Below are 20,686 nucleotides of genomic sequence, written 5' to 3'. Positions count from 1 at the left end.
CAGAAGCGTAGGCGCAGGTGTCACAGTTCGCGCAGTTCCTCCACGGGTGGCCTGGCCGAGCGCCGGGCGGCGTGGAAGGCGGCAGCGGTGAGGGCCCCGACGGCTGTGACGGCGGTGACGGCGAGATAGGTCCAGGGGACGGCGAGGGAGGCGGGTGGCGGGTCGAAGACTCCGGTGAGGACGGTGACGAGCATCCGGGACAGGGCCCAGCCGATGAGCGCGCCTCCGGCGAGCCCTCCGATGATCAGCACTGCCGCTTCGGCCAGGACGAGTCCGCGCAGCTGGTGTCGGGTGGCGCCCAGGACGGTGGCGAGGGCGAAGGTCCGGCGCCGTTCCGCCAGGCCCAGGGCCAGGACGATGCCGCCGGATGCGGCGGCGAGCAGCACGGCGAAGCCGAGTTCGATGCGGGTGAGTCCGGCCAGGTCCACGGCGGTGAGGCTGGAGCCGACGGTGGAGCGGGTCTGGTTGAGGTCTGTCACTGTGGCCGTGGTGCCCAGCTTGTGGCGCAGGGTGGCAGCCGTGGCGCTCTGGTGGGTGCCGCCGGTGTCGATGAGGAAGGCGCCGATCGCGTCGTTGCCGGTGCTGCGCGCGATGTAGTCGGCGTTGGCCACCAGGAAGCTGTCCTTGGGAGCGGTGGGGAACTCCTTGACGATGCCCTCGTAATGGAAGGGCACGGTGCGCAGGCCGTGAGTGCGGCTGTCCTGCAGGCGAAGGTTGACGGTGTCACCTGGCACGAGGCTGAAGTCCTTGACGGTCTCCTCGCTGACCAGGACCGCATCGGGGTGCGCGGCGAGGCGGGCCATGAGGCTGCGTGCCGTTCCGCCGGCGAAGTAGGCGTCCTGGAGGGACGTGGCGGTCGTGATGGTCGCGGGCCGTACCCCGTACAGGTCCTGGAGGTCGGCACCTACGTAGGCGAAGCGGTGCTGGAGGGGTTCGACGTGGCGTACGCCGGCGACGTGCAGGCTCGAGGCCTCGCTGGGAGCGACGTGAACGCCTGGTGACTGGGTGACGGTGACATCGGCTCCGTTGGACAGGCGGGCGTCGACTTCCGCCTGCTGGCGGTAGGTGGCGTTGAAGACGGCCGTCGATGCGGCGAAGGACAGGGCGAGGGCCAGCAGGACGATCGCGCGAGCCACGGGCCGGCGCCTTCGTGAGATGGTCGCCGCTGCGGTGGTGGCGAGCGTGCCGCTCAGGGGGCGTGCGGCGCGTGCGAGGAGCGGTCGTCCGTGGGCCAGGAGGAGGTGGCTGATCCTCCAGAGCAGCAGTGCACCACCGAGCCAGAGCAGGGCGGGACCCAGGAACGCCCAGTAGGACACGGAGATGCTCGGCACTCCTTCTGGTGCCAGGACAAGGGCGTAGTGGTTGCCGCCGGCCGCGCGGAAGACGAGGAGGGAGACGGCGAGAAGGACGAAGTCCAGGCCGTAGCGCATCCACCAAGGACCGCGGTCGCGGCCGGCCTCGCGGCGGCTGCGGGCGACGGTGTCCCGGCGCAGGTCACGCAGGGCGGGCAGCAGGACTGCCGTGCCCGCCACGGCGAGGCCCAACGCCAGCGCCACGGCGGACCAGGCGGTGGTGGAGGTGGTGCTCGCTCCGAAGGAAGCGGTGCCGAACGCCACTCGCCCGACGAGCGCGGCCGCCCCTACGCCCAGGATGCCGCCTGCGAGTCCTACGACTGCTGCTTCCGTGCCGGCCAGGACCGCTACCTGGCGGGATCCGAGCCCGCGGGTGCGCATGAGGGCCTGCTCCTGGCGCCTCCGGTCGGCGCCGGCCCCTGCCACCGCGACGGTCAGCAGCGCGGCGAGGACGGCTCCCGGAATGCCGAGGAAGAGGAACAGGACCTGGGCGTAGAGGGCGTCCTGGCGTGCGGCGTCGAGCGCGGCGGCCAGGTTGTCGCCGACGAGGACGGCGCCGGAGGTGCGGGCCTCGAGGTTGTGGGCGGCGGCGGTGACGGCGGTGTAGGCGGCTGCCGGGTCGGCGGGCAGCCGGGCGTCGCGGGCGACGTGGATCTGGGTGGTGACGGCGGCCGGGTCGACGGCGGCGACCGGTGTGCTCAGGCGGGCGAAGAGGGGCTGGGGCAGGATGACGACGTTGTCGGGCGGGGCGGTCGGCTGCGACTGGGGTGGTGCGCCGACCTTCTGGAACAGCGAGTCGGCCTGTGGCAGGTCCACGACGCCCGCGACGGAGACGGTGGCCGCCCGGATACCGGGCAGCGAGATGACGACGGTGTCCCCCGGGGCCGCGTGCAGGTTGGCGGCGGTCTGCTGGGCGAGGAGCACTCCGGTGCCGCTGCCCGTCAGGGGACGGACAGCGTTCGGGAAGACATGGCGGTAGTCGGCGGGCAGGCCGAGGACCACACCCGGTCCGGTGCTCTGAGTGCTGCCGGCCTTGGTGACCTGGAAGCCCGTACTGCGCAGAAAGCCGACGGGCTCCGCGCTCCGTACGCCGTCGGTGGCGCGGACCGCCGTCAGGACTCCGCCCGGGTCGGCCCCCGGCTGCACCTCGGCCTGCCAGGCGACGGCGACCGACCGTACGGCGCGGGCGGTCATCGTGGACTTCGAGGCGGTCAGGAACGAGCCGAGGCAGGCAACGAGCGCGACGGCGAGCGCGATGCCGGCAGCGGTTGCGGCGAGTCGTCCGCTGCGGTGGCGCAGCAGTCCCGAGATCCAGGAGACGATCACGGCGTGCTCCCTTCCGGGACGGTCGTGGGCGTGACCGGAGGGGACGGCGGCCCGGTACTCAGCCGTCCGTCGTGCATGTTCCACCGCAGCGTGAGTCTTTCGGCGACCGTAGGGTCGTGTGTGGTGACGACGACCGCGGCGCCGAGCTCGTCAGCGGCGGCGAGCAGCACGTCGATGACGTGCCGGCCGGTCGTACGGTCGAGCTGGCCGGTGGGTTCGTCCGCCAGAATCAGCCGCGGCCGGCACGCGAGCGCCCGGGCGACGGCGGCCCGCTGGGCCTGTCCTCCCGAGATGTCCTCGGGCAGTTTCCCCGTGAGGTCGGCGGCGCCGACGAGGTCGAGGCACGCCTGGGCACGCCGCCGTGCGGACGCCTCCGGGTGTCCCGCGAGAACGAGGGGCAGTGCGGTGTTCTCGATGACGTTCAGTGTCGGAATCAGACTGGGGCCCTGGAAGACGACCGCGACCTGTGCCGGCGCGGGTCCCCCGGCAAGGCCGGGCCAGGACACACGGCCGGTGGTGGGCTGTTCCAGGGCGGCCATCAGGTGCAGCAGAGTGGACTTGCCGGAGCCTGACGGACCGGTGACCGCGATCCGATCACCCAGACGGATCTCGCAGGTCGCGCCGTGGACCGCGACGACGGCTGACGCGCCGCCGCCGTATGTGCGGGCTGCTGCCTCACAGCGGACGAGGGTGTCGGGGCTGGTCACGGCCGAATCCTTCCGTCGCGCAGTGTGAGGACACGGTCGGCGATGGAGACGACCTCGGCGCTGTGGGTGACGAGCAGCACCGCGGTGCCCGCGCGCGCGTGTTCGCGGAGCAGGTCGAGGATCCGCAATTCCGTGCTGCCGTCGAGCTCGCCGGTCGGCTCGTCGGCGAGCAGCACGTCCGGGTTGTTGGCCAGGGCCACGGCCAGTGCGGCGCGTGCGAGTTCGCCACCGGCCAGTTGGCGGGGCAGCGCGCTTCCGCGGTTCGCCAGGCCGACTCGCTCCAGAAGCTCATCGGCACCCGGCCCCCGGGGCGCGCGTCGGCCGGCCGCGCTGTGCGCGAGGCGGATGTTCGCACGGAGGTCGAGGTGGGCGAGGAGGTTGCCCGACTGCAGCAGGACCCCGATGCGGCGGGCACGCAGGCGTGCTCGGTCTGCCTCGGGCCGGTGGCTGACGCGTTCGGCGCCCACGTGCACGACGCCGCCGTCGGGTTCGTCCAGACCGGCGAGGCAGGCCAGCAACGTGGACTTGCCCGAGCCGGATGGACCGGTGACAGCGACGGTCTCGCCGCGCCGGACCTGTAGGCAGACCCCGCGCAGTGCGAGCGTCTCCTCCTCGCCCGAGCGGTAGAACCGGTAGAGGTCACGAGCGGTGAGGGCGTCGGGGCCGGTTGCGGTTGCCGCCGTACTCATCACAGCCACCGCAGTGAGTCGGTGACGGTACGCCAGGGATCGACGTTGTCGGCTCCGGTCGGCCCGGAAAGGGTGACGACCGCCTGATGCCCGTTCTTGAAGAAGACGTAGCGCTCGAAGGAGTCGTGCGCGGTCTTGCCGGTCACGTGGTCGACGGGACCGTCGCCCCGATAGGTGACCAGGACGGCCGGGCCAGCACCTCGGGACACCGTGGTGATGCGTCCGAGGGTGAATCCGTGCACCTGGGCGCGCAGCGAGGGCACGACGGCCGCGTTGATGCTCTGGGGTGTGGGGGGCGTCGCGGCGGGTGCGCCGCTGAGCTCGATCCGGTTCAGTTTGTCGGTGAAGCTCACGTCGCCGTTGGCCTTCTGGGTACGGGACCAGCCCTCCGGCACCTTCACCGTGAAGCCGCCGTGATCGTAGCGGTAGGTCACGTACACCTGGCTGTCCGGGATGTCCCCGGCCGGATTCGACTCGGTCGGCGCCGGTGCGGGGGGTGGGGGCGCGACCTTGACCGGCGCGGGGGTCGCGGGCGCGACCTTGATCGGTGGGCTGGTGGCGGGCTGGGAGGAGGCTCCGCATCCGGCGAGGGCGGCACCGGCGATGACGAGGGAGACGAGCGGGCGGGTGTGGGTGAGTCGCATGATCCTCGCGTCCTTCGCAGGAGGGCCGACTGCTCTGCCCACGACGTTAGGGAGGCATGGGTTAGCCGCTGCCCCTCGCACGGTGAGAGGACGGCAAAATCCGCCACCCGCTCGCGATGTCTCGGGCGCGGGCCGCCGGGCCGCCATGATGGCGGCATGAGAGCGCACGTGGTCCGTGTTGCGGTGATGGCTGCTGTCGTGGCCCTGCTTCTGCTGGCGGTGCCTCTTGCCGTCGCGATCCGGTTCACGTTTCTCGCGGACGAGAGGGACGGGTTGGAACGCGACGCCATGGCCGCCGTTGTGCGGGTGGGGCCCGACTTCGTGGCCGGTGACCCGGTGGAGCTCCCGGGCAGCCGGGGCGGGGTCCGGCGCGCGGTCTACGACGCGAGCGGCGCCTTGCGCTCCGGGGAGGGGCCGTCACCTGCCGATGCGACGGTCCGGCAGGCGCTGTCCGGCCGCGTCGCGCAGGCACGTTCGGGCGGTGAGCTGGTCGTCGCGGTACCCATCTCCAGTCAGGAGCGGGTCGTGGGAGCGGTCCGTGCCTCGACCCGCGCGAGCAGAGTGTGGGGCCGGGTGCTGTGGGGCTGGGCGGCGCTGCTCGCTCTGTGCCTGGTAGCGCTGTTCGCGGCCGTCTGGGTGGCACGCCGCCAAGCCCGTGTGCTCAGCACTCCGCTGGAGGCACTGGCCCGAACATCGCTGGCCATCGCCGACGGGGACCTCACCGCGCGCGCGGATGGCAGCTCCGTCGAGGAGATCGACGAGGTGGCGCGGGCACACAACTCCATGGTCGAGCGTCTCGCCCGGCTACTGGAACGCGAAAGGCGGTTCGCCGCCAACGCCTCCCATCAGCTGCGCACCCCTCTGACCGGCCTGCAGCTCGGGCTGGAATCGGCCCTCGCCAACCCCGACGCCGACCCGCGGACCGCACTCGCCGAAGCCGCTGAACAGGCACACCACCTCGACCACACCATCGATGAGGTCCTCCGCATCGCCACCGCGGACGACACGGAGGCAGCCCCGGCCGCCGGACAGCCGGTCGCCGACCTGCTGCGGGCTGCGGAACGGCGCTGGCACGGCGTCCTCGCCCAGGACGGCCGCCGCCTCGACCTGGTCTGGGAACCGGAGACTGAGCGGCTTTCCGTGCCCGGGCGAACCACCGACCAGATTCTCGACGTACTCCTGGACAACGCCCACCGACACGGTGCCGGGACCGTGACCGTGACGCTGCGCGACCTGGGGACTGCGCTCGCCGTCGATGTCCGTGACGAGGGATCCGCCGACTTGGACGGTCAGGCGATCTTCGACCGTGGCACGGGCGCGGGGACGGGCATCGGTCTGGCTCTCGCACGGGAGATGGCGGACGCGGCCGGGGCACGGCTCACCCTGAGCGGGCGGGCGCCCACCCGTTTCACGCTTCTGCTTCCACTGGACGAGAACACGTGATCCGCTTCACCGCCGCTGTCCGTGACAGGCCGAAGACGAGCACCGGCAGCAGGCAGTCCCCGCCGCATTGCTCTCCGGCTTTCCCAGCTCGCTCAACCGCTGAACGGTACGTCCCGGCCCGATCGACCTCGTGACGTAGCTCGCGTAGTGCGCTCCCATCTCGGCCACCCGCCCCCGGCTCACGGGCGCGCGAGCCGATCCCCCAGCCGGCCGGGGAATCCGGCGAGTCGGGCGCTCTGACCTCCACGAGCGGTGGGCCGCGCCTCGAACCTCGTGTGGGGGCGGGGCGGTCAAAGCCATTGACGCCGGCTTCGACCGCCCACGTGAGCCCGCCGGCCGGGTGGCCGGCCGGGCGCCGTGCTTGTGCTGCGGCCCGTCAGCCCAGGTCCGCCAGGAGAGTGGTCAGTTCCTTCTCCTGCTGCGCAGCCGACATCGGCGGGTTCGAGTGATCGATACCGAAGGTCTCGAGCATCTTGTCCATCTGAGCATCGATGGAGGTCCAGCCGGTGTCGTCCAGTGGCTGGAGCGTGGCCTGGTCGGCATCCCACAGGTCACGCAGCGACTGGGCGGCCGCGTGCGCACCGGTCGCGTTCCCCGAACGGGCGTCCTTGAGCGAGGTGGAGGCGAGGGTCCGCAGCGCGCCGACCTTGGCGGGCGGGAAATTCTTCACCGCCTGGCCGGGAGCCATCTGGACGGCCGAGGTGGCGTCGTCCTCCGGCGCCGGGCCGACGTGCGGCTGACCGTGGGCCCAGACCAGCAGGCCCGCGGTGGCGACAGCCAGCAGTCCGAAGCCCGCCAGCGCGGTGCGCTCGTTGCGCGGAGCGCTGGTGACGTGCGCGGCGTGGGCCGCTTCGTAGGTCTCCGTCACATCCGAGCGCGTCACCGTCAGGTAGACCACCGTCGCCAGGATCAGGCCGAGGAAGATCAGACTGGTGGTGAACGTGCCCAGCGCGAGTCCGGTCGGCTCGCCCGGGCTCTGGGCGACCTTGGGAGAGGCGAGCCAGTCGCCGATGTTCGCGCCCAGCGGGCGGGTCAGGATGTAGGCGAGCCAGAAGGAGAGCACCGGGTTCGCTCCGAACCTCCACAGCGCCGTGATCGCCGCGATGAGGCCGAGCGGCAGCAGCACGGAGACGCCCGGGCTCCAGCCGGTCAGTTCCAGGATCCAGTCACCGGTCGCGGTGCCGAGCGCGAAGGTGACCAGGACGGTCAGCCAGTAGAACGACTCCCGCGAGAGCGTGGTGACCGAGTGGATCGACAGCGTGCGCTCACGCGCCCACCACACGCCGAAGACCGCCGCGAGCAGCACCGAGAAGACCGCGGAGCTGATCCACAGGGGCACGTTCAGCCGGTCGGTCAGGATGTCCGTGTACAAGGTGCCCGTGACGCTGACGACGACCACGGTCAGCCAGTAGGGGAACGGGACGTACCGCTTCAGCCGCAGCTGGACGGCCAGGACCACCACGAAGACCACGGTGAAGATCCAGGCCGTGTTCACCAGACCGACGCCCAGCTGGGTGTTGATCCAGTCGGCGAAGCTCTCACCGACGGTCGTGCACAGGATCTTGATCACCCAGAACCAGATGGTGACCTCGGGGACCTTGTTGAGCATGAGCCGCCCGGTGCGCGTGCCTGCTTCGGTTGTCGTTGTCATACGGGGAGGTTTACGCGGGGAACCTGCACCTAACCTGACTACGTGGCCGCCTGCGCGGCCGGGAGCGTCACCTCGACGTGACCACGCCCGTCCGCGATCGCCCGCACTTCGACACCGGCCGAGGCGGCGATGCGCCGGACGACCGGCAGCCCCAGCCCGTACCCGTCGCCGCCGGTCACACCCGCTTCGAAGACCCGGTCGACCTCCGCGGGATCGAACCCGGGGCCGTCGTCCAGGACATCGAGCACGATTGCCTCGCCCTGGTTGCGCGCGGTGATCCACACGCGCGACCGCGCATGCCGCAGGCCGTTGTCCAGCAGGGGCGACAGCAGCGACACGGCTACGTCGGCCTCCACCGCCACCTCCGCCTTCGCGGGAAAGACGACCTCGACCGCCCGGCCGGCGATGGCGCGCCGCGCGGCGGAGCGCAGATCGCACCGGGTCCCGGCCTCCGTCCGTGCTCGCGCGGCGCGCAGAATCGTCGTGATCGCCGCATTGAGGCGGTCGACCTCGCTCAGCACCGCCTCAGGCGCCACCCCCTCGCCGGACAGTTGCGCCAACTGCGCCTCGCCCCGCAGCACCGTGAGCGGTGTCCGCAGCTCGTGGGCGATCTCATCGGTGAGCCGGCGCTCGTCCGCGAGCGCGTTGTCGACGCGTTCGAGGAGGTTGTCCAGGGTCCGGCCCAGTTCCCCGAACTCGTCGCGAGGGACTCCGAGGCCGAAGCGGCGCCCTGGTTCGTGATGGCCCCAGTCGTCGGCGAGGGCGGCCATCTCGTGCACGACCCGCAGCGCACGACGCACCACGAGATACGCGACACCGCCGGCGAGGAGGATCGCGAGGCCGCCGAGTATCAGCGACAGGGCCAGGCTGCGCTGCTCGGATGTTTCGTAGGGCGTGAGGTCCACCCGGACGATCACCATGACGTTATGGCCGTCGACGGGGACCCGCCGCGAGTACAGGAGGTAGTCGTCGACGAAGGCGGTCTGTGATCGCCCCGAGTCGGCCAGCGCCTCGACACGCTCGACCACGCCGGGCGGTACGTTCCCGTCGATCAGGCTGCCGTCGGCGTACACCCAGGCGACTTCGTCCAGCGCCTCGCTGCTGTTCTCCGTGAGCAGGACACGGCCGCCCTTGGCGGTGACGTTCGCCGAGACCGCCTCGGCGCGGGTACGCGCCAGGTCGTGCGCGTCGGCGTCTGTCACGCGGCTCAGCAGCACGTGAGAGACCGCGACCAGTATCGCGACCACGGCGGTGGCGATCAGTACGGTGAGGGCGACGACCCTGTTGCGGAATCCTGTCACTGCCATCGGTAGCCCACGCCGCGGACGGTCACCAGACGGTCGGCCACCCCCAGCGCACCGAGCTTGGTCCGTAGCCGGCGCACGAAGGAGTCGAGGGTGTTGTCGCTCACCTGTGCTCCGTGGGGCCAGCCGGCGGCGACGAGGGTGTGGCGGCGTACCGCGTCGCCCTGCGAGGCGATCAGGCGGCCCAACAACCGGAACTCGGTCGGGGTCAGGCTCGTGCTGGCCGAATCGTAGGCCACCGCGTGCTTCGCCGGATCGAGGACGACCTCGCGCGGCGAGGGCGCGACGGTGGCCCGGCGCAGTAGCGCTCGGACGCGGACCAGCAGTTCCGGAATGTCGAATGGTTTGGTCATGTAGTCGTCGGCGCCGGCCTCGAAGCCGCCGACCTTGTGATGCAGGCCGTCCAAGGCGGTGAGCATCAGCACCGGCACGTCAACGCCGCGAGCCCGCAGGGCCAGGCAGACGTCGCGGCCGTCGGCGTCCGGGAGCCCCAGATCCAGGACGACCAGATGGGGCGCGGGTGCGAGCTGCCGCAGCAGACTGTCCGCCGTGGCGGCGACGGAAACCGTATGGCCGTCGTGCTCCAGCGCGCGCTTGAGGACGCCGCGGACCGCCGCGTCGTCCTCGCACACCAAGATGAAAGCCATGTGCCGTCCCTGGATAGTCCGGTCCCAGATCTCCATCTGCCCTGATCAGCCGCCTGACGATCAGGAGCAGGACGTACGGGACAACTCTGCAGCGGTCGCGGTGAGAGCCCGGGCAAGCGCGACGGAGACATCCGTGTGGTGCGGCAACGGCCAACGGCGCACCACCGCGTCCCGGGGCAGCCGTTGGTGCGGTGCCGGCACCACTCACAAGGGCGATGCCGGCACCGCTCACAAGGTCAGCGGGGCAAACGCTCCACAGGACAGACGCTCCGGTCGCCGGCACAGCCGGCGCTCCGGCACGACGTGCGGAACGGCTCCCGCTCACGCGCCGACCACGAGCGGGCGCAGCGGTGTGTTCTTCAGCCGCTCGGCCAGCGCTTCCTGGTGGCGCCGGACGGTCCATGCGCCAGCGAAGGCCACCAGGGCGCCGACGAGGAAGCCGGCGATCACGTCGTGCGGGTAGTGCGCGCCCACCCAGACCCGGGAGGCGGCCATCAAGGCCGCCGCGACCAAGGCAAGTGCACCGAGACGGCGCGATACGAAAAGCAGTGCGACCGCCGCCGCAGCGGCAATGGCGGCGTGATTACTGGGGAACGACCAGTCCCCTGGAGCGGGACACGCCTCCAGCGTGATCACATGGAGCGTCTGGCAGGGCCGGTCCTCGCGGACGACGGTCTTCAGCAGCAGATCGACGACGAAGGCGGCGAACGTGATCAACGGGACCGCCAGGGCATTGACCACCACGGCAGTCCCAGCACGCCGGGCTCTCCACCATGCGATGAGCATCAAGGCGGCGAACACGGCCAGACCGTAGGTGGACCAGGCGGAGATCACGTCGTCCAGCCAGCCCGGAGCGCGATCTGCGAGGCCGGTCACGTCGGTGTAGGCGGAACCGTCGAGATGCGAGCCGTCGTACACGGGCGTCATCGGGATGCTCCGCTCTTGTGCTTGGCGCTACGCCGGGAGCGCAGCAGTTCGATCACGAGGGGCAGCAGGGAGACCACCACGATGAGGGCAACGATCGGCAGGAGATACCGGTCGATGTCGGGGATCGAGGAGCCCAGCCCGTATCCGGCCAGTACGAGGCCGATCGTCCACACCAACCCGCCCACCACCTGCCAGAGGGTGAAGGTGCGCGCCGGAACGCCGAGAGCCCCGGCCAGCGGGTTGAGCACCGTACGCACGACCGGAACGAAGCGCGCGAGGACGATGGCCTTGGCATGTCCATACCGCTCCAGAAGGACCTCCGCGCGCTCGGCACCCTCACGTAGCCGCTTGCTGCCGGTACGTCCCAGGAGCGCCCCACCCGCCCGGCGTCCGATCAGGTACCCGACCTGAGCGCCGGCCAGCGCGCCCACGACGGCGGCGGCCAGCACCATGGGCAGCGACAGGGTCGAGGCCTTGCCCGTCGTACCGGCACAGAGCAGGCCCGCCGTGAAGAGGAGCGAGTCACCCGGCAGGAAGAAGCCGACCAGCAGACCGGTCTCCGCGAACATGACCACCGCGATGCCCAGCACACCGAAGGTGGCCAGCAGGGAATGCGCATCCAGCAGGTTGACCGCGAGATCGGTCGTGACGTGAACGGAAGCGGCCATGCAGGCGGAGCCTCTCAAGGGGGCGGACAGAGGTCACCCGGGCGCAGCGGAGTGACTACAGCCAAGTAGACGGTCTACGCAACTGTAGACGACCGGGAGGTAAGCATCGAATCAACAGCCGATGCTCCATCCGGATCGGTGACCCACCGGCAAACCGCGGTACGCGGACCGGTCGGCCGCAGACCCGCGACGCGGCCGCGCCGAGCGACGCGCGCTGCGCCGGCGACACCACCTGGAGCCTGAGGCACGGGCCGCCGACTTTCGCGTGCCGCCGCCCGGATGCCATCGACGTACGTTTCGCCCGCGCGGAGTGATGACGCCTGCGGGCGCAGGTTCGCCGTCGGCCGGACGATCGATTCCTACGACACTGTCCGCCCGGGAGGGCGCGGCATTGAGCGGTAGAGCTCCATCAAAAGTCGGGTAACAACGTTACCCACGAGCTACAGTGTTTCCATGAACACGCCTTACCAGGACGCTCAACGTGCCGGCCAAGCGGCCGTGCGCACCGTGATCCTTGACCACGCCATAGACCTGCTGGTCACGGAGGGACCGGCCGCACTGACGATGCGGCGAATCGCCACTGGGATCGGCGCTTCGACCAAGGTCCTGTACACCATTTTCGGCGGCAAAGAAGGACTGGTCGACGCGCTCTATCGGGAGGGATTCGCCCGCCTGCGCCGGGTTCAGCTACAAGTCCCCCGGGCCGAGGACCCGTTGACTCAACTCAACGACCTGGCGGCCGCCTACCGTGCACACGCACTGGCCGAACCGGCCTACTACCGGGTGATGTTCGAGCAGGCTGTGCCCGGCTTCCGGCCGAGCGCCGAGGCCCTGGGCGCGGCTGAGGGCGCCTTCGATGCTTCCGTGGCAGCCGTTCAGGCATGCATCGACTCCGGCGCGTTCGGGCCGGGAGACGCACACGAGATCTCGAAGCTTCTCTGGGCGGCGGCACACGGGGCGGTGAGCCTGGAGATCGCCGGCCACTTCCCGCCGGAGGCTGCGGCCCGCCGCTTCGACACACTGATGGCGGCGGTGGGACGGGCGTTCCTCGCCGACGAGCAGGGACAAGGACGGACGTCATGACGATCAACCGTTATCTGTCGGGAAGTTTCGCGCCGGTCACCGAGGAGGTCACCGCGTTCGACCTGCCGGTCACGGGCCGGATCCCGGCCCACCTCAACGGTCGCTATCTGCGCAACGGCCCCAATCCGCTTGGCATCGAGGACCCCGCCGCCCACATCTGGACGCTCGGTGCGGGCATGGTGCACGGCGTCCGCATCCGCGACGGCCGTGCCGAGTGGTACCGCAACCGCTGGGTGCGGTCGTCCTCCGTCGCCGACCGACTGGGGGAACCACGGCGGGGCACTCCCGTCGACGAGCGACTGGACATGGCGCCGAACGTACAGGTCGCGGGGCTCGCAGGCCGCACGTTCGCCCTGTTAGAAGGCGGGATACGCCCCGTACGAACTCACCTATGATCTGGACACGGTGGGTCCCTGCGATCTCGGAGCGACCCCCGAGGGCTACAGCGCCAACGCCCATTCCGTCTTCGACCCGCACACCCGGGAGCTGCACTCGCTCGCCTTCCTCTACGACTCGCAGCATGCCCAGCACATCGTGATGAACGAATCCGGCACGGTCGTGCGGACCACACTGGTCCATGTGCCCGGGAATCCCTACATGCACGACTTCGCGCTGACCGAACACTATGTGATCCTCTTCGACGCGCCGGTGGTGTTCAGCGCTGTTCAGCTGCCGACCGGAGTCCCCTTCGTCTGGGACGAATCCCACCAGGCACGGGTGGGTGTGATGTCACGCATGGGCGGCGACGTGCGCTGGTTCGAGGTCGCCCCCAGCCTGGTGGGTCACACGCTCAACGCCTACGAGGACGGCACGGACGTGGTCATCGACATCGTCCGGCACCCCGCGGGCTTCAACATCAGGGACTTCGGCGCCAGCCGTCCAACCCTGGACCGCTGGCGGGTCGACCTGGTCGCCGGAAAGGTTCGCGAAGACCGGCTGGACGAGCGCATCCAGGAGTTTCCCCGGGTCAACTCCCGTTGCGTCGCGCGCCCTCACCAGTACGGGTACGCCGCCGCGGTCGAGCTCTACGCGCCGCCCACCGGCCCCGAAGACCCGCGGCCGAACGAGGGGTTCAGCAGTGCGCTCCTCAAGCACGACCTGGTGCGCGGTACCACTGAGGCGCATGAGTTCGGCCGCTTCGGGGCGGTGAGCGAGGGCGTGTTCGTCCCGACGGAGTCGCCCGTCGCAGAGGACGACGGATATGTGATGGCGTACGTACACGACGCCGAGCGCGGCGCCGCGGATCTGGTGATCCTGTCAGCCCAGGACTTCACCGGCGAGCCGGTCGCCCGTGTCCACCTTCCCGTACGGATCCCTCTCGGCCTCCACGGCAACTGGATCCCGGGAGACCCATCAAGCGCCCACCCCTGACAGCGGCCCCACGCCCGGTATCCGGCGATGACCCGGCCGTTGTCGACGAGGGTGAGGCTGGAGTCGGTGGGGTGCTTCGCGTTCTTGGCGAACTGCAGGGCGCAGCCGCGGGGAGCCGACGGCCTGGGCGCTCCGGGGGCGAGCCGGGTGGGGATTCGGCGATCAGGGCGTTCCAGGTCTTCGCCCGACGATCCCGTCGACCGCGGCGCAGCAGCACGCGGATGAGGCCGGCCCTGTTCTGGAAGTCCCTCATCGCCTTCCGCCTGTTCCGACCGAAGACGCCGTCGACGGGCACACCGTTCTGCAACCGCTGATCCAACGGGGGGCATACGGGGTGACGGTCACGCCGGCCCGAGCACAGCGGGTGTGGCCATCGCTCGCGCTGCGGCGGCGAAGTGCTGTTCACTGTGCTCCTCGTCCAGTCCGAGCACAGCGCGCTGCCCCAACCCGGCGAGCAGGGCCCGCAGCACCGTCGCCAGTCGCCGCGCCTGCGGCTGGGTCACGCTCCCCCCGGGGAACGCCCTGCCGGTGAACACCTCGGCCAGGCATTCCTCATGGCTCCGGATCGACGTGGCGAGCACCGCCCGCAGACCCGGGTCACGGAGGGCCATGTCCTGAAGACCTGTCTCGAATGACAGTTGCGCCAGCGCCTCGGGGTCCGCGCAGGTGCGGACACCGAAGCGGGCGAACGCATCGACTGCCTCCACGAGGTCCAGACCGACCGGAACGGCCTGCTCGACCGCGGCGTAGTGGTGGCCGGACAGGTCCTCCACCAGAGCAGCGAGCAGGCCGTTCTTGCTGCCGAACAACGAGTAGACAGCGCCAGTGGTCAGACCGGCCTGCTCGGTGATCTCCTCCAGCCGCGCGCGATGCCCATCCCGGGCTACCGCCTGGCGCGCGGCCTGAAGGAGGGCGCGGCGGTTGCGCTCCTTGATCTCACCCCTTGTCATTCTCATAACTCGATTATTACAGTAACCGAGTTATGGATATTGTGGCGATCATGGGCCAGGTGCCCGACTGCACGTCCTTCCCCACCGTCGATGCCCTCCACGCGGAACTCGACGCGCTGGCCGCCGCCTACCCGGCCCTGGCCCGTACCCGGACGATTGGAACCTCGCGACGGGGCGACCCCCTGCGCCTGCTCACCATCGGCGACGGCCCGGCCAACGCGCTGGTCATCGGCGGCCCCCACCCCAACGAGCCCATAGGCTTCCGGACGATCACCGCCCTCGCCGACCTGCTCTGCCGCGACGCGGAACTCCGCGAAGGGCTGGGCCTGAAGTGGCACTTCGTCGCCTGCGCCGACCCGGACGGCGCCCGGCTCAACGAGGGCTGGTACGGCCACCCCGGCGATCGACGCGCCTACGCCCGGCACTTCTACCGCCCCGACCTGGACCGGCAGGTCGAATGGACCTTTCCCCTCGTCACCGACGACTACCGCTTCGACCGTCCCCTGCCGGAAACCACGGCCCTGATGCGCCTGATGGACGAGATCACGCCGAGCCTGGTCTGCTCGCTGCACAACGGCGAGCACCAGGGGGTGTTCTACTACCTCAACCGCGACAACGCGGCGCTCGCGCGGGACCTCGGCGAACTCGCCGCCCTTCAGGGGCTGCCGGGCCACCACGGCGAACCGGAAATGCCCGGCTCGCGCCTGATCGCCCCCTGCGTCTACTCGACGTTCACCGGTGCCGCCGTCGGTCCTGCCTTCGGCGCAGGCGCCGGCAGCGCCGACTACGCCGCCCAGTTCGACGCACTGCACCTTGTCGCCGAGGTACCCATGTGGACCGACGCCCGGGTCGCCGACCAGAGCCCGGCAGGCATCGGCCACCGAGCCCTGGCACAGGAAGCCGCGGTGAAACGGCGTGAGGTATTCACGGTGCTTGCGGCCGCGCTGGACGCCGTCGCCGACGACCTCACTGTCCAGTCGCCGTTCCGTCACACGACCGAAGGCACTCTGCGCACCCTGCGAACTCACGCCGCACAGGCCGAGACATTCGCCGTATCCGACCGGCCCGCCACGGTTGCCGAGGAGTTCGACCAGCGCCAGGGCGTGCATCTGGTCCGTCTCCGACTCCTCGGAACCTGCCTGCGGATGCTCGACGCCGAGATCGCCGCGGGAAATCCCGCCCCGGCAATCCACACTCAACACGAGCTGCTCACCCGGCACTTCGACCGCTGGGTAGCAGAGGCCGAGAACGAAACAGCCGGCATGCGCCTGGAGATCCGCAAGCCGATCGCCGTACAGCTGGCCGCCATCCTGCTCGCCGCACAGACAGCGACTCACACCAAATAGCAGCCGAACCTGAGAGGACAGCCTGATCGATCGCCAGTCCTGGACACCCCACCGTGAGGAACGCCCTCCCGCACGGCAACGGGCCGCAAGCGGGGAGACAAGACGAGCAGATCCGAGCAACCGGCGGATACGGACGAGGTCGGTGAAGACCCGGGCGAGGTCGCAGGCCCGCGCGATGTCCGGGCAGGCGAGACGAGTCTGGTCGAGGTGCACGACCTCCGGGGTGCTGACCCGCTCGCGAGCCCGCATGATCCATGCGGTGATGCAGGTCGGCTGCTGCCCGCCTGCATCCGTCAAGCCGACCAGTCTGACGTCCCGGCCGCGAAGTTCGAGGCGTGCCTCCGACAAGAACTCGACGCTGTCACCGCCGACCTCACCTACGCATGGAGCTCAGGCAAGGTAGGTCGAAGGCAGTGTCGCCGCATGAAAACGATCAAGCGAGCCATGTACGGGCGAGCCGGCTTCCGCCTGCTACGGTCTCGAATCCTCGCCCACACGTAGCCTCAGGCCGGTTGCGGAATCCAGCCCGCCACCACACGCTCGGCCACCGAAAAGTCGGTCCCGCAGTCCGGGCAGGCGGCCCGCCCGAACAGGTAACGCACGCCATGCGCCAAGCCCTCCTGGCCATCCGCCAAGGCCCGCGTGAGCAGCCTCCGGGTCAGCTCTTCCAATTGCTGCACCCGCGCCGGTTCGAGGGGTGACTTCTCCACTTCTTGCAGCGCGTAGTCGTCAGTGCAGCAGAAGAAGTCGCCGTGTCCGATGACGACGAACATGTTGACGCCGCAATAAGGGCAGTCGACCTCGTACTCCCCGGTCTGCAGGCCCTCCAGGGCGCGGTCCCAGATCTCGACACCCTCGAACGAGGGCAGGGCCTGCAGCAGGTTCACGTACTCCTCTGCCGCGGCCGTCCGGCTCAGGCGGCCATCGGTGAGCTCGTGCAGAGCCGCGATGGGGTCCGCGAAGACCACCAGGGGGCTGTCAGGCTCGGCCCGACCCGGCGAACAGGCAGCCCGCCGCAAGCCCCGGCGCCTGTACCCCGACCGGGGCTACGACTTCGACAAGTACCGCCGCCTGCCGTGGAAGCGCGGCATCAAACCACTGATCGCCCGACGCGACGGCGCCCACGGGTCCGGACTGGGCAAGGTGCGCTGGGTGGTCGAGCGCGCCTTCGCCTGGCTGCACCAGTTCAAACGGCTCCGCACCCGCTACGAGCGACGCGCCTATCTCCAGCAGGGCCTGCTCGAACTGACCTGCAGCCTCATATGGGTGAGCCGCCTGCGCACCTCATACTCAAACGATCAATTGGCTGCGCTGAACCACCCCGGCCGCACCTCGGTCAGAGGCGGTTGCAGGGATCGCACCGCGGCGCACAGGTCCTCATCCGTGACGTCAAGCGGCTCCGGCAGGCTCAGTCCATACCAGCGCAGCCGCCAGAGGTCGAAGACTTCGCTCCCGTCGGCTGCGAAGTCCACATCGACCTCAGCGCCGTTGTCGCACACGAAACGGCACCCTGCCCCATGAACCGTGTAGGAGTAGGTGCCGACGTGCCCACTCCGGCCGATGATTCGGCGCGAACGGACCAGGCTGAGGACATCTGCGAGTCGCTCAAGCGAGGGGATCGCCGCCCTCATGGCCTCGTCAACCGCGTTCAGAGCGTGAACGTAACCAAGCACGAGTTCCCGTGCAGCCCCAACCCGTTCCATACGGCGTCATCCCCCTGAGCCTGTGGCTGAAGGGATTGTTCCATGAGCCGCCGGCGTCTGCGGGACGGCATTCTGAAACGATCAGTGAGTCCCTCACAGCCACGCAGCAGGCCCACCCATCAGGCCCCACGAGCGATCAAGGAAGCTGCGCCGCATGCGGTGGAGGGTGACACGGTGGCCGCGGCAGCGCGGGCGCCTGGAATGCAGCTGGGCTTCGGCACCCTGCCCTTTCTGTGGACCGTTGGCCAATGTGACTCTGAGCGGCGTGGTACGGCGATGGGCCAACACCACGTCGGCAGACTGCCGACCGTCTGGCGGGACTGTCGGTATTTCATAGGCGATCTGTCGGTGGCCGCTGGAACCGTGGATGTCAATTGCACGAGGAAACAGCTGCAACCGCCTTCAACAGCAGGGGAGCCCCATCGCCATGTCATCAACCTCGCCCTGGGATGTCCGACGGCTGCCTGGGGCCGACGGTCGCGTCTTCCTGGTCACCGGCGGCAACGCCGGCATCGGGTACTTCGTCGCTGAGCAGCTGTCGGCAACCGGAGCCACCGTCGTACTCGGCAGCCGGAGTCCTGCCAAGGCCGAGATCGCCACAGCATCGATCCGTGCACGTGTCCCCGGTGCGCGGGTGCGGACCATTCGGCTGGATCTCGCGGACCTCCGCTCGCTTGAAGCAGCGGTGGAATCGCTGGAGGTGGAACGCCTTGACGCGGTCGTCCACAACGCCGGCGTCGCGCTTGACGACCCGCCGCGCAGAGAGACCGAGGACGGCCACGAGCTCATGTTCGGCACGAACCACCTCGGGCACTTCGTCCTGACCCAGTGGCTGATGCCACTGCTGTCGGCTGCGCCGGCGGCCCGCGTTGTGACCGTGGGAAGCTTCGCGGCGAAGTCCGAGCGGCTCGACCTGGACGACCTGCAGTCCTGCAAGGACTACCGGCCCAAGCGCACCTACGGACGCTCCAAATTGGCACAGATGTACTTCGGCATCGAACTCGACCGCCGCCTGCGGGCTGCCGGCAGCCCGGTGGCAAGCGTGGTGGTCCATCCCGGCGGCGCACTGGACTCCCTCACCCCGTCGCGGCCGCCGGTCCATGTGCGGACTGCCGGCGCACGGCTGAGCGCGGCCCCTGCGGCCCTCCTCGTCCAGGGCAAGGACGCCGGCGCATGGCCCGCGGTCCGGGCGGTGCTCGATCCGGCCGTGGCCGGAGGCCAGCTGTGGGGACCACGCGTCTTCGGCCTGCGCGGCGAGCCTCGACGCGAAGCGGTTTGGAACCACCTAGCCGACCGCTCGGTTGCGGCACGGTTGTGGGATGCAAGCCGTGATCTGACCGGCGCCGACCTCAGCATCACCTCTGGATAGCTCAGGCACGCACAGGTGGCCGACAGGATTCTGTGAGGGATCAAGTGGCCTACTCAGTTGGCGGGTTGTTACTCGGCGCGTGCTCGAGTGGCGGCGATTCGGCAGCACCTGGCCCCCTCGTCGCACAGAGCACGACTATGGTCCGAAGCAAGCACCCAGACGCTATCCAGAATTAGCGACGTCACCCTCCCGTGGGCCGCGTCGCAGGGCAGGTTTCTGTCGCCGCGAGTGGGAAGCAGGACCAGCAGGCGGACGTGTGGCGCGTGGATCCCGGGAACCTCGGTGCCCGATGTGCCGGCGATGTGCGTGAGCTCCTGCCAGGACGGTCCTTGGGTGGCTTGGTGGCCGTCGATGGTGGCCAGGTAACCGTGCCTGTCCCACTCACCTGCGCGCAGTTGAACAGGGCCCTCGTCGGGAAGCTGGAGCCAGCAGGAACCTTGCACGATGACCAGGTGCGGCTGGCGGTCTGCGGCGGCCGCTAGCGTGTGGTCCCGGAGCCCGCTCTGCTGCTTCCCCTTGACAGGAATGCGGACGCGCGGGCGCTTTTTTGGCCCTCGCCGATGAGGTCCGCTCGGGTCGTGTTCGATCGCGCCCAGGATTGTCTCGACTGAGCGCCGCGAGATGCGTGGCCCAGGAGTTAGGCTCCGTTCGAACGGAGTCGGGGGGATGATGATGAAACAGTGGCCTGAGGGGCCTGCCGCTGATCCGGAGGCGGCCCGGGAACGTTATGCCTCTGATATGCGAGCAGAGCGCAAAGCTCTGCGAGAGGTGTTCAGGGCCGATCTGCCGGCCGCGCACTTCGGCCTTGGGATCGTCGTCGTGGCGAGTGTGGTCGTGGGCCTGTTCGCGGGACCCATCGTCGGAGCCCTCGTGGCTGGATCCTTTGTCGCTCTGTTCCTTGTCGCGCTGGTGGTCATGCTCCTTCGTGGCATCAGGGGGCTGGACGCAGGTCGGCGGGCCTATCTCTTCACCTTCGGCTGGGCGAACTGGGTCTAGGGAAGGCGTGGGCTGGCCGGCTGCGGCCTGGACGGCCCGCAGGATCGTCTCCCACGTGCCGTCCACTAACGCCAGGCGGTGACGCTGCCGATGGCCCCACGTTCTTGGCAGGGAGGTTTCGGCCGAGTCCCTCTCCTAGGCTGCGGCCGCTTCGCGCTCGTGGGTGGCGGACGACGATCTTGTGCCGGTCGAAGACCCAGACCTCGTCCGCCCGCAGCGAGACGCGGACGTTCTGGCCGATGAACCGGGCCGGCACCGAGTACTTGTTCTGACGGATCGTGATCCGTGAGGTCTTGTCGACCTTCGGCGTGAGCGTCAGCCCGACATCGAATTCCTCAAACGGCAGCGGCGCCAGCAGCGGGGCCCCGTAGTCGAAGCCGACCGACGTGGGTCGCTTGTCGATGCGGCGGGCGTCCTCGGCCGCCTCGATCTGCTCAATCCTGGCGTTCAGGCCGCCCAGGGCGTCGACGTCGGGGGGACCGGGACGAGGTGCGCGCGGCGGAACCGACC

The 20,686-nt window shown here is 69.8% G+C and carries 20 protein-coding genes and 1 pseudogene; 8 read left to right on the top strand and 13 right to left on the bottom strand.

Annotated elements, in window-relative coordinates; translation table 11 throughout:
• Positions 1-20: 20 nt before the first annotated feature.
• From ACFYU9_RS05610 to ACFYU9_RS05595, 4 genes are read right to left on the bottom strand one after another with little or no spacing between them, the layout of a single operon-like run.
• Positions 21-2,678, bottom strand: coding sequence for an FtsX-like permease family protein (locus ACFYU9_RS05610; RefSeq protein WP_389342750.1), 2,658 nt, complete (start codon positions 2,676-2,678; stop codon positions 21-23).
• On the bottom strand, positions 2,675-3,385 hold the full coding sequence (locus ACFYU9_RS05605) for an ABC transporter ATP-binding protein (protein WP_389342747.1): 711 nt from the start codon (positions 3,383-3,385) through the stop codon (positions 2,675-2,677). Before ACFYU9_RS05605 ends, ACFYU9_RS05610 begins: the two co-directional genes overlap by 4 nt.
• Positions 3,382-4,074, bottom strand: coding sequence for an ABC transporter ATP-binding protein (locus ACFYU9_RS05600; protein WP_389342744.1), 693 nt, complete (start codon positions 4,072-4,074; stop codon positions 3,382-3,384). The genes ACFYU9_RS05605 and ACFYU9_RS05600 overlap by 4 nt, the downstream gene beginning before the upstream one ends.
• Positions 4,074-4,718 (bottom strand): hypothetical protein, encoded by a 645-nt coding sequence (locus tag ACFYU9_RS05595; RefSeq protein WP_389342741.1) that lies wholly within the window; start codon positions 4,716-4,718, stop codon positions 4,074-4,076. Before ACFYU9_RS05595 ends, ACFYU9_RS05600 begins: the two co-directional genes overlap by 1 nt.
• A gap of 156 nt (positions 4,719-4,874) precedes the next feature.
• On the opposite strand from ACFYU9_RS05595, the gene ACFYU9_RS05590 reads away from it, so the two are divergent.
• A complete protein-coding gene (locus tag ACFYU9_RS05590) occupies positions 4,875-6,161 on the top strand; it encodes a sensor histidine kinase (RefSeq protein ID WP_389342738.1) in 1,287 nt (428 codons plus the stop codon).
• Positions 6,162-6,537: 376 nt separating this feature from the next.
• On the opposite strand, the gene ACFYU9_RS05585 is transcribed toward ACFYU9_RS05590, so the two are convergent.
• From ACFYU9_RS05585 to ACFYU9_RS05565, 5 genes are all read right to left on the bottom strand, one after another.
• The gene (locus tag ACFYU9_RS05585) at positions 6,538-7,812 is read right to left on the bottom strand and encodes a hypothetical protein (protein WP_389342735.1); all 1,275 of its coding nucleotides are present in this window, start codon (positions 7,810-7,812) and stop codon (positions 6,538-6,540) included.
• A 38-nt stretch (positions 7,813-7,850) separates the two neighbouring features.
• Positions 7,851-9,029, bottom strand: coding sequence for a sensor histidine kinase (locus ACFYU9_RS05580; RefSeq protein WP_389342732.1), 1,179 nt, complete (start codon positions 9,027-9,029; stop codon positions 7,851-7,853).
• Between the two features lie 80 nt (positions 9,030-9,109).
• Complete coding sequence (locus tag ACFYU9_RS05575) at positions 9,110-9,763, bottom strand: response regulator transcription factor (RefSeq protein WP_389343014.1); 654 nt, start codon at positions 9,761-9,763, stop codon at positions 9,110-9,112.
• A 321-nt stretch (positions 9,764-10,084) separates the two neighbouring features.
• Positions 10,085-10,690 carry a phosphatase PAP2 family protein gene (locus ACFYU9_RS05570; RefSeq protein ID WP_389342729.1) on the bottom strand — a complete coding sequence of 202 codons (606 nt, stop codon included), beginning with the start codon at positions 10,688-10,690 and terminating at the stop codon, positions 10,085-10,087.
• A complete protein-coding gene (locus tag ACFYU9_RS05565; RefSeq protein WP_389342726.1) occupies positions 10,687-11,358 on the bottom strand; it encodes a DedA family protein in 672 nt (223 codons plus the stop codon). Before ACFYU9_RS05565 ends, ACFYU9_RS05570 begins: the two co-directional genes overlap by 4 nt.
• A 453-nt stretch (positions 11,359-11,811) precedes the next feature.
• Between ACFYU9_RS05565 and ACFYU9_RS05560 the strand changes: the two genes are divergently transcribed.
• Genes ACFYU9_RS05560 through ACFYU9_RS05550 form a run of 3 tightly spaced genes read left to right on the top strand, consistent with a single transcriptional unit; the run spans position 11,812 to position 13,812 of the window.
• Entirely contained in the window at positions 11,812-12,441 is a 630-nt protein-coding gene (locus ACFYU9_RS05560) for a TetR/AcrR family transcriptional regulator (protein ID WP_389342723.1), read from the top strand.
• Positions 12,438-12,836, top strand: coding sequence for a carotenoid oxygenase family protein (locus tag ACFYU9_RS05555; RefSeq protein ID WP_389342720.1), 399 nt, complete (start codon positions 12,438-12,440; stop codon positions 12,834-12,836). The genes ACFYU9_RS05560 and ACFYU9_RS05555 overlap by 4 nt, the downstream gene beginning before the upstream one ends.
• A 10-nt stretch (positions 12,837-12,846) precedes the next feature.
• On the top strand, positions 12,847-13,812 hold the full coding sequence (locus ACFYU9_RS05550) for a carotenoid oxygenase family protein (RefSeq protein ID WP_389342717.1): 966 nt from the start codon (positions 12,847-12,849) through the stop codon (positions 13,810-13,812).
• 341 nt (positions 13,813-14,153) lie between these two features.
• Here the strand turns inward: ACFYU9_RS05550 and ACFYU9_RS05545 are convergent, their stop codons facing one another.
• Entirely contained in the window at positions 14,154-14,762 is a 609-nt protein-coding gene (locus ACFYU9_RS05545) for a TetR/AcrR family transcriptional regulator (protein ID WP_389342714.1), read from the bottom strand.
• Positions 14,763-14,812: 50 nt separating this feature from the next.
• On the opposite strand from ACFYU9_RS05545, the gene ACFYU9_RS05540 reads away from it, so the two are divergent.
• On the top strand, positions 14,813-16,108 hold the full coding sequence (locus tag ACFYU9_RS05540) for a M14 family zinc carboxypeptidase (protein ID WP_389342711.1): 1,296 nt from the start codon (positions 14,813-14,815) through the stop codon (positions 16,106-16,108).
• Positions 16,109-16,611: 503 nt separating this feature from the next.
• On the opposite strand, the gene ACFYU9_RS05535 is transcribed toward ACFYU9_RS05540, so the two are convergent.
• Positions 16,612-17,076: a hypothetical protein gene (locus ACFYU9_RS05535; RefSeq protein ID WP_389343038.1), complete on the bottom strand. Its 465-nt coding sequence runs from the start codon at positions 17,074-17,076 to the stop codon at positions 16,612-16,614.
• Here ACFYU9_RS05535 and ACFYU9_RS05530 point away from each other — a divergent pair.
• A pseudogene (locus tag ACFYU9_RS05530) lies at positions 17,036-17,392 on the top strand (transposase); the annotation flags it as partial. The gene ACFYU9_RS05535 and the pseudogene ACFYU9_RS05530 overlap by 41 nt on opposite strands.
• A 14-nt stretch (positions 17,393-17,406) precedes the next feature.
• Here the strand turns inward: ACFYU9_RS05530 and ACFYU9_RS05525 are convergent.
• A complete protein-coding gene (locus ACFYU9_RS05525; RefSeq protein WP_389342708.1) occupies positions 17,407-17,811 on the bottom strand; it encodes a DUF6896 domain-containing protein in 405 nt (134 codons plus the stop codon).
• A 427-nt stretch (positions 17,812-18,238) separates the two neighbouring features.
• Between ACFYU9_RS05525 and ACFYU9_RS05520 the strand changes: the two genes are divergently transcribed.
• The gene (locus ACFYU9_RS05520; RefSeq protein WP_389342705.1) at positions 18,239-19,180 is read left to right on the top strand and encodes an SDR family NAD(P)-dependent oxidoreductase; all 942 of its coding nucleotides are present in this window, start codon (positions 18,239-18,241) and stop codon (positions 19,178-19,180) included.
• A gap of 666 nt (positions 19,181-19,846) precedes the next feature.
• Positions 19,847-20,176, top strand: coding sequence for a hypothetical protein (locus tag ACFYU9_RS05515; RefSeq protein WP_389214226.1), 330 nt, complete (start codon positions 19,847-19,849; stop codon positions 20,174-20,176).
• Here the strand turns inward: ACFYU9_RS05515 and ACFYU9_RS05510 are convergent.
• The gene (locus tag ACFYU9_RS05510; RefSeq protein WP_389343011.1) at positions 20,148-20,522 is read right to left on the bottom strand and encodes a hypothetical protein; all 375 of its coding nucleotides are present in this window, start codon (positions 20,520-20,522) and stop codon (positions 20,148-20,150) included. The genes ACFYU9_RS05515 and ACFYU9_RS05510 overlap by 29 nt on opposite strands.
• Between the last annotated feature and the right edge of the window lie 164 nt (positions 20,523-20,686).

The sequence above is a fragment of the Streptomyces sp. NPDC004327 genome, assembly GCF_042873935.1.
Lineage (GTDB): Bacteria > Actinomycetota > Actinomycetes > Streptomycetales > Streptomycetaceae > Streptomyces.
Note: the sequence above shows the minus strand (reverse complement) of the source record. Positions and strands in the feature narration are given on the sequence as shown.

Coding starts and splice junctions, on each gene's coding strand:
- ACFYU9_RS05595 (WP_389342741.1), bottom strand. CDS start 4,718: ATGCGACTCACCCACACCCGCCCGCTCGTCTCCCTCGTCATCGCCGGT.
- ACFYU9_RS05575 (WP_389343014.1), bottom strand. CDS start 9,763: ATGGCTTTCATCTTGGTGTGCGAGGACGACGCGGCGGTCCGCGGCGTC.
- ACFYU9_RS05520 (WP_389342705.1), top strand. CDS start 18,239: ATGTCATCAACCTCGCCCTGGGATGTCCGACGGCTGCCTGGGGCCGAC.
- ACFYU9_RS05585 (WP_389342735.1), bottom strand. CDS start 7,812: ATGACAACGACAACCGAAGCAGGCACGCGCACCGGGCGGCTCATGCTC.
- ACFYU9_RS05545 (WP_389342714.1), bottom strand. CDS start 14,762: ATGACAAGGGGTGAGATCAAGGAGCGCAACCGCCGCGCCCTCCTTCAG.
- ACFYU9_RS05525 (WP_389342708.1), bottom strand. CDS start 17,811: ATGGAACGGGTTGGGGCTGCACGGGAACTCGTGCTTGGTTACGTTCAC.
- ACFYU9_RS05565 (WP_389342726.1), bottom strand. CDS start 11,358: ATGGCCGCTTCCGTTCACGTCACGACCGATCTCGCGGTCAACCTGCTG.
- ACFYU9_RS05515 (WP_389214226.1), top strand. CDS start 19,847: ATGATGATGAAACAGTGGCCTGAGGGGCCTGCCGCTGATCCGGAGGCG.
- ACFYU9_RS05560 (WP_389342723.1), top strand. CDS start 11,812: ATGAACACGCCTTACCAGGACGCTCAACGTGCCGGCCAAGCGGCCGTG.
- ACFYU9_RS05555 (WP_389342720.1), top strand. CDS start 12,438: ATGACGATCAACCGTTATCTGTCGGGAAGTTTCGCGCCGGTCACCGAG.
- ACFYU9_RS05570 (WP_389342729.1), bottom strand. CDS start 10,690: ATGACGCCCGTGTACGACGGCTCGCATCTCGACGGTTCCGCCTACACC.
- ACFYU9_RS05600 (WP_389342744.1), bottom strand. CDS start 4,074: ATGAGTACGGCGGCAACCGCAACCGGCCCCGACGCCCTCACCGCTCGT.
- ACFYU9_RS05590 (WP_389342738.1), top strand. CDS start 4,875: ATGAGAGCGCACGTGGTCCGTGTTGCGGTGATGGCTGCTGTCGTGGCC.
- ACFYU9_RS05540 (WP_389342711.1), top strand. CDS start 14,813: ATGGGCCAGGTGCCCGACTGCACGTCCTTCCCCACCGTCGATGCCCTC.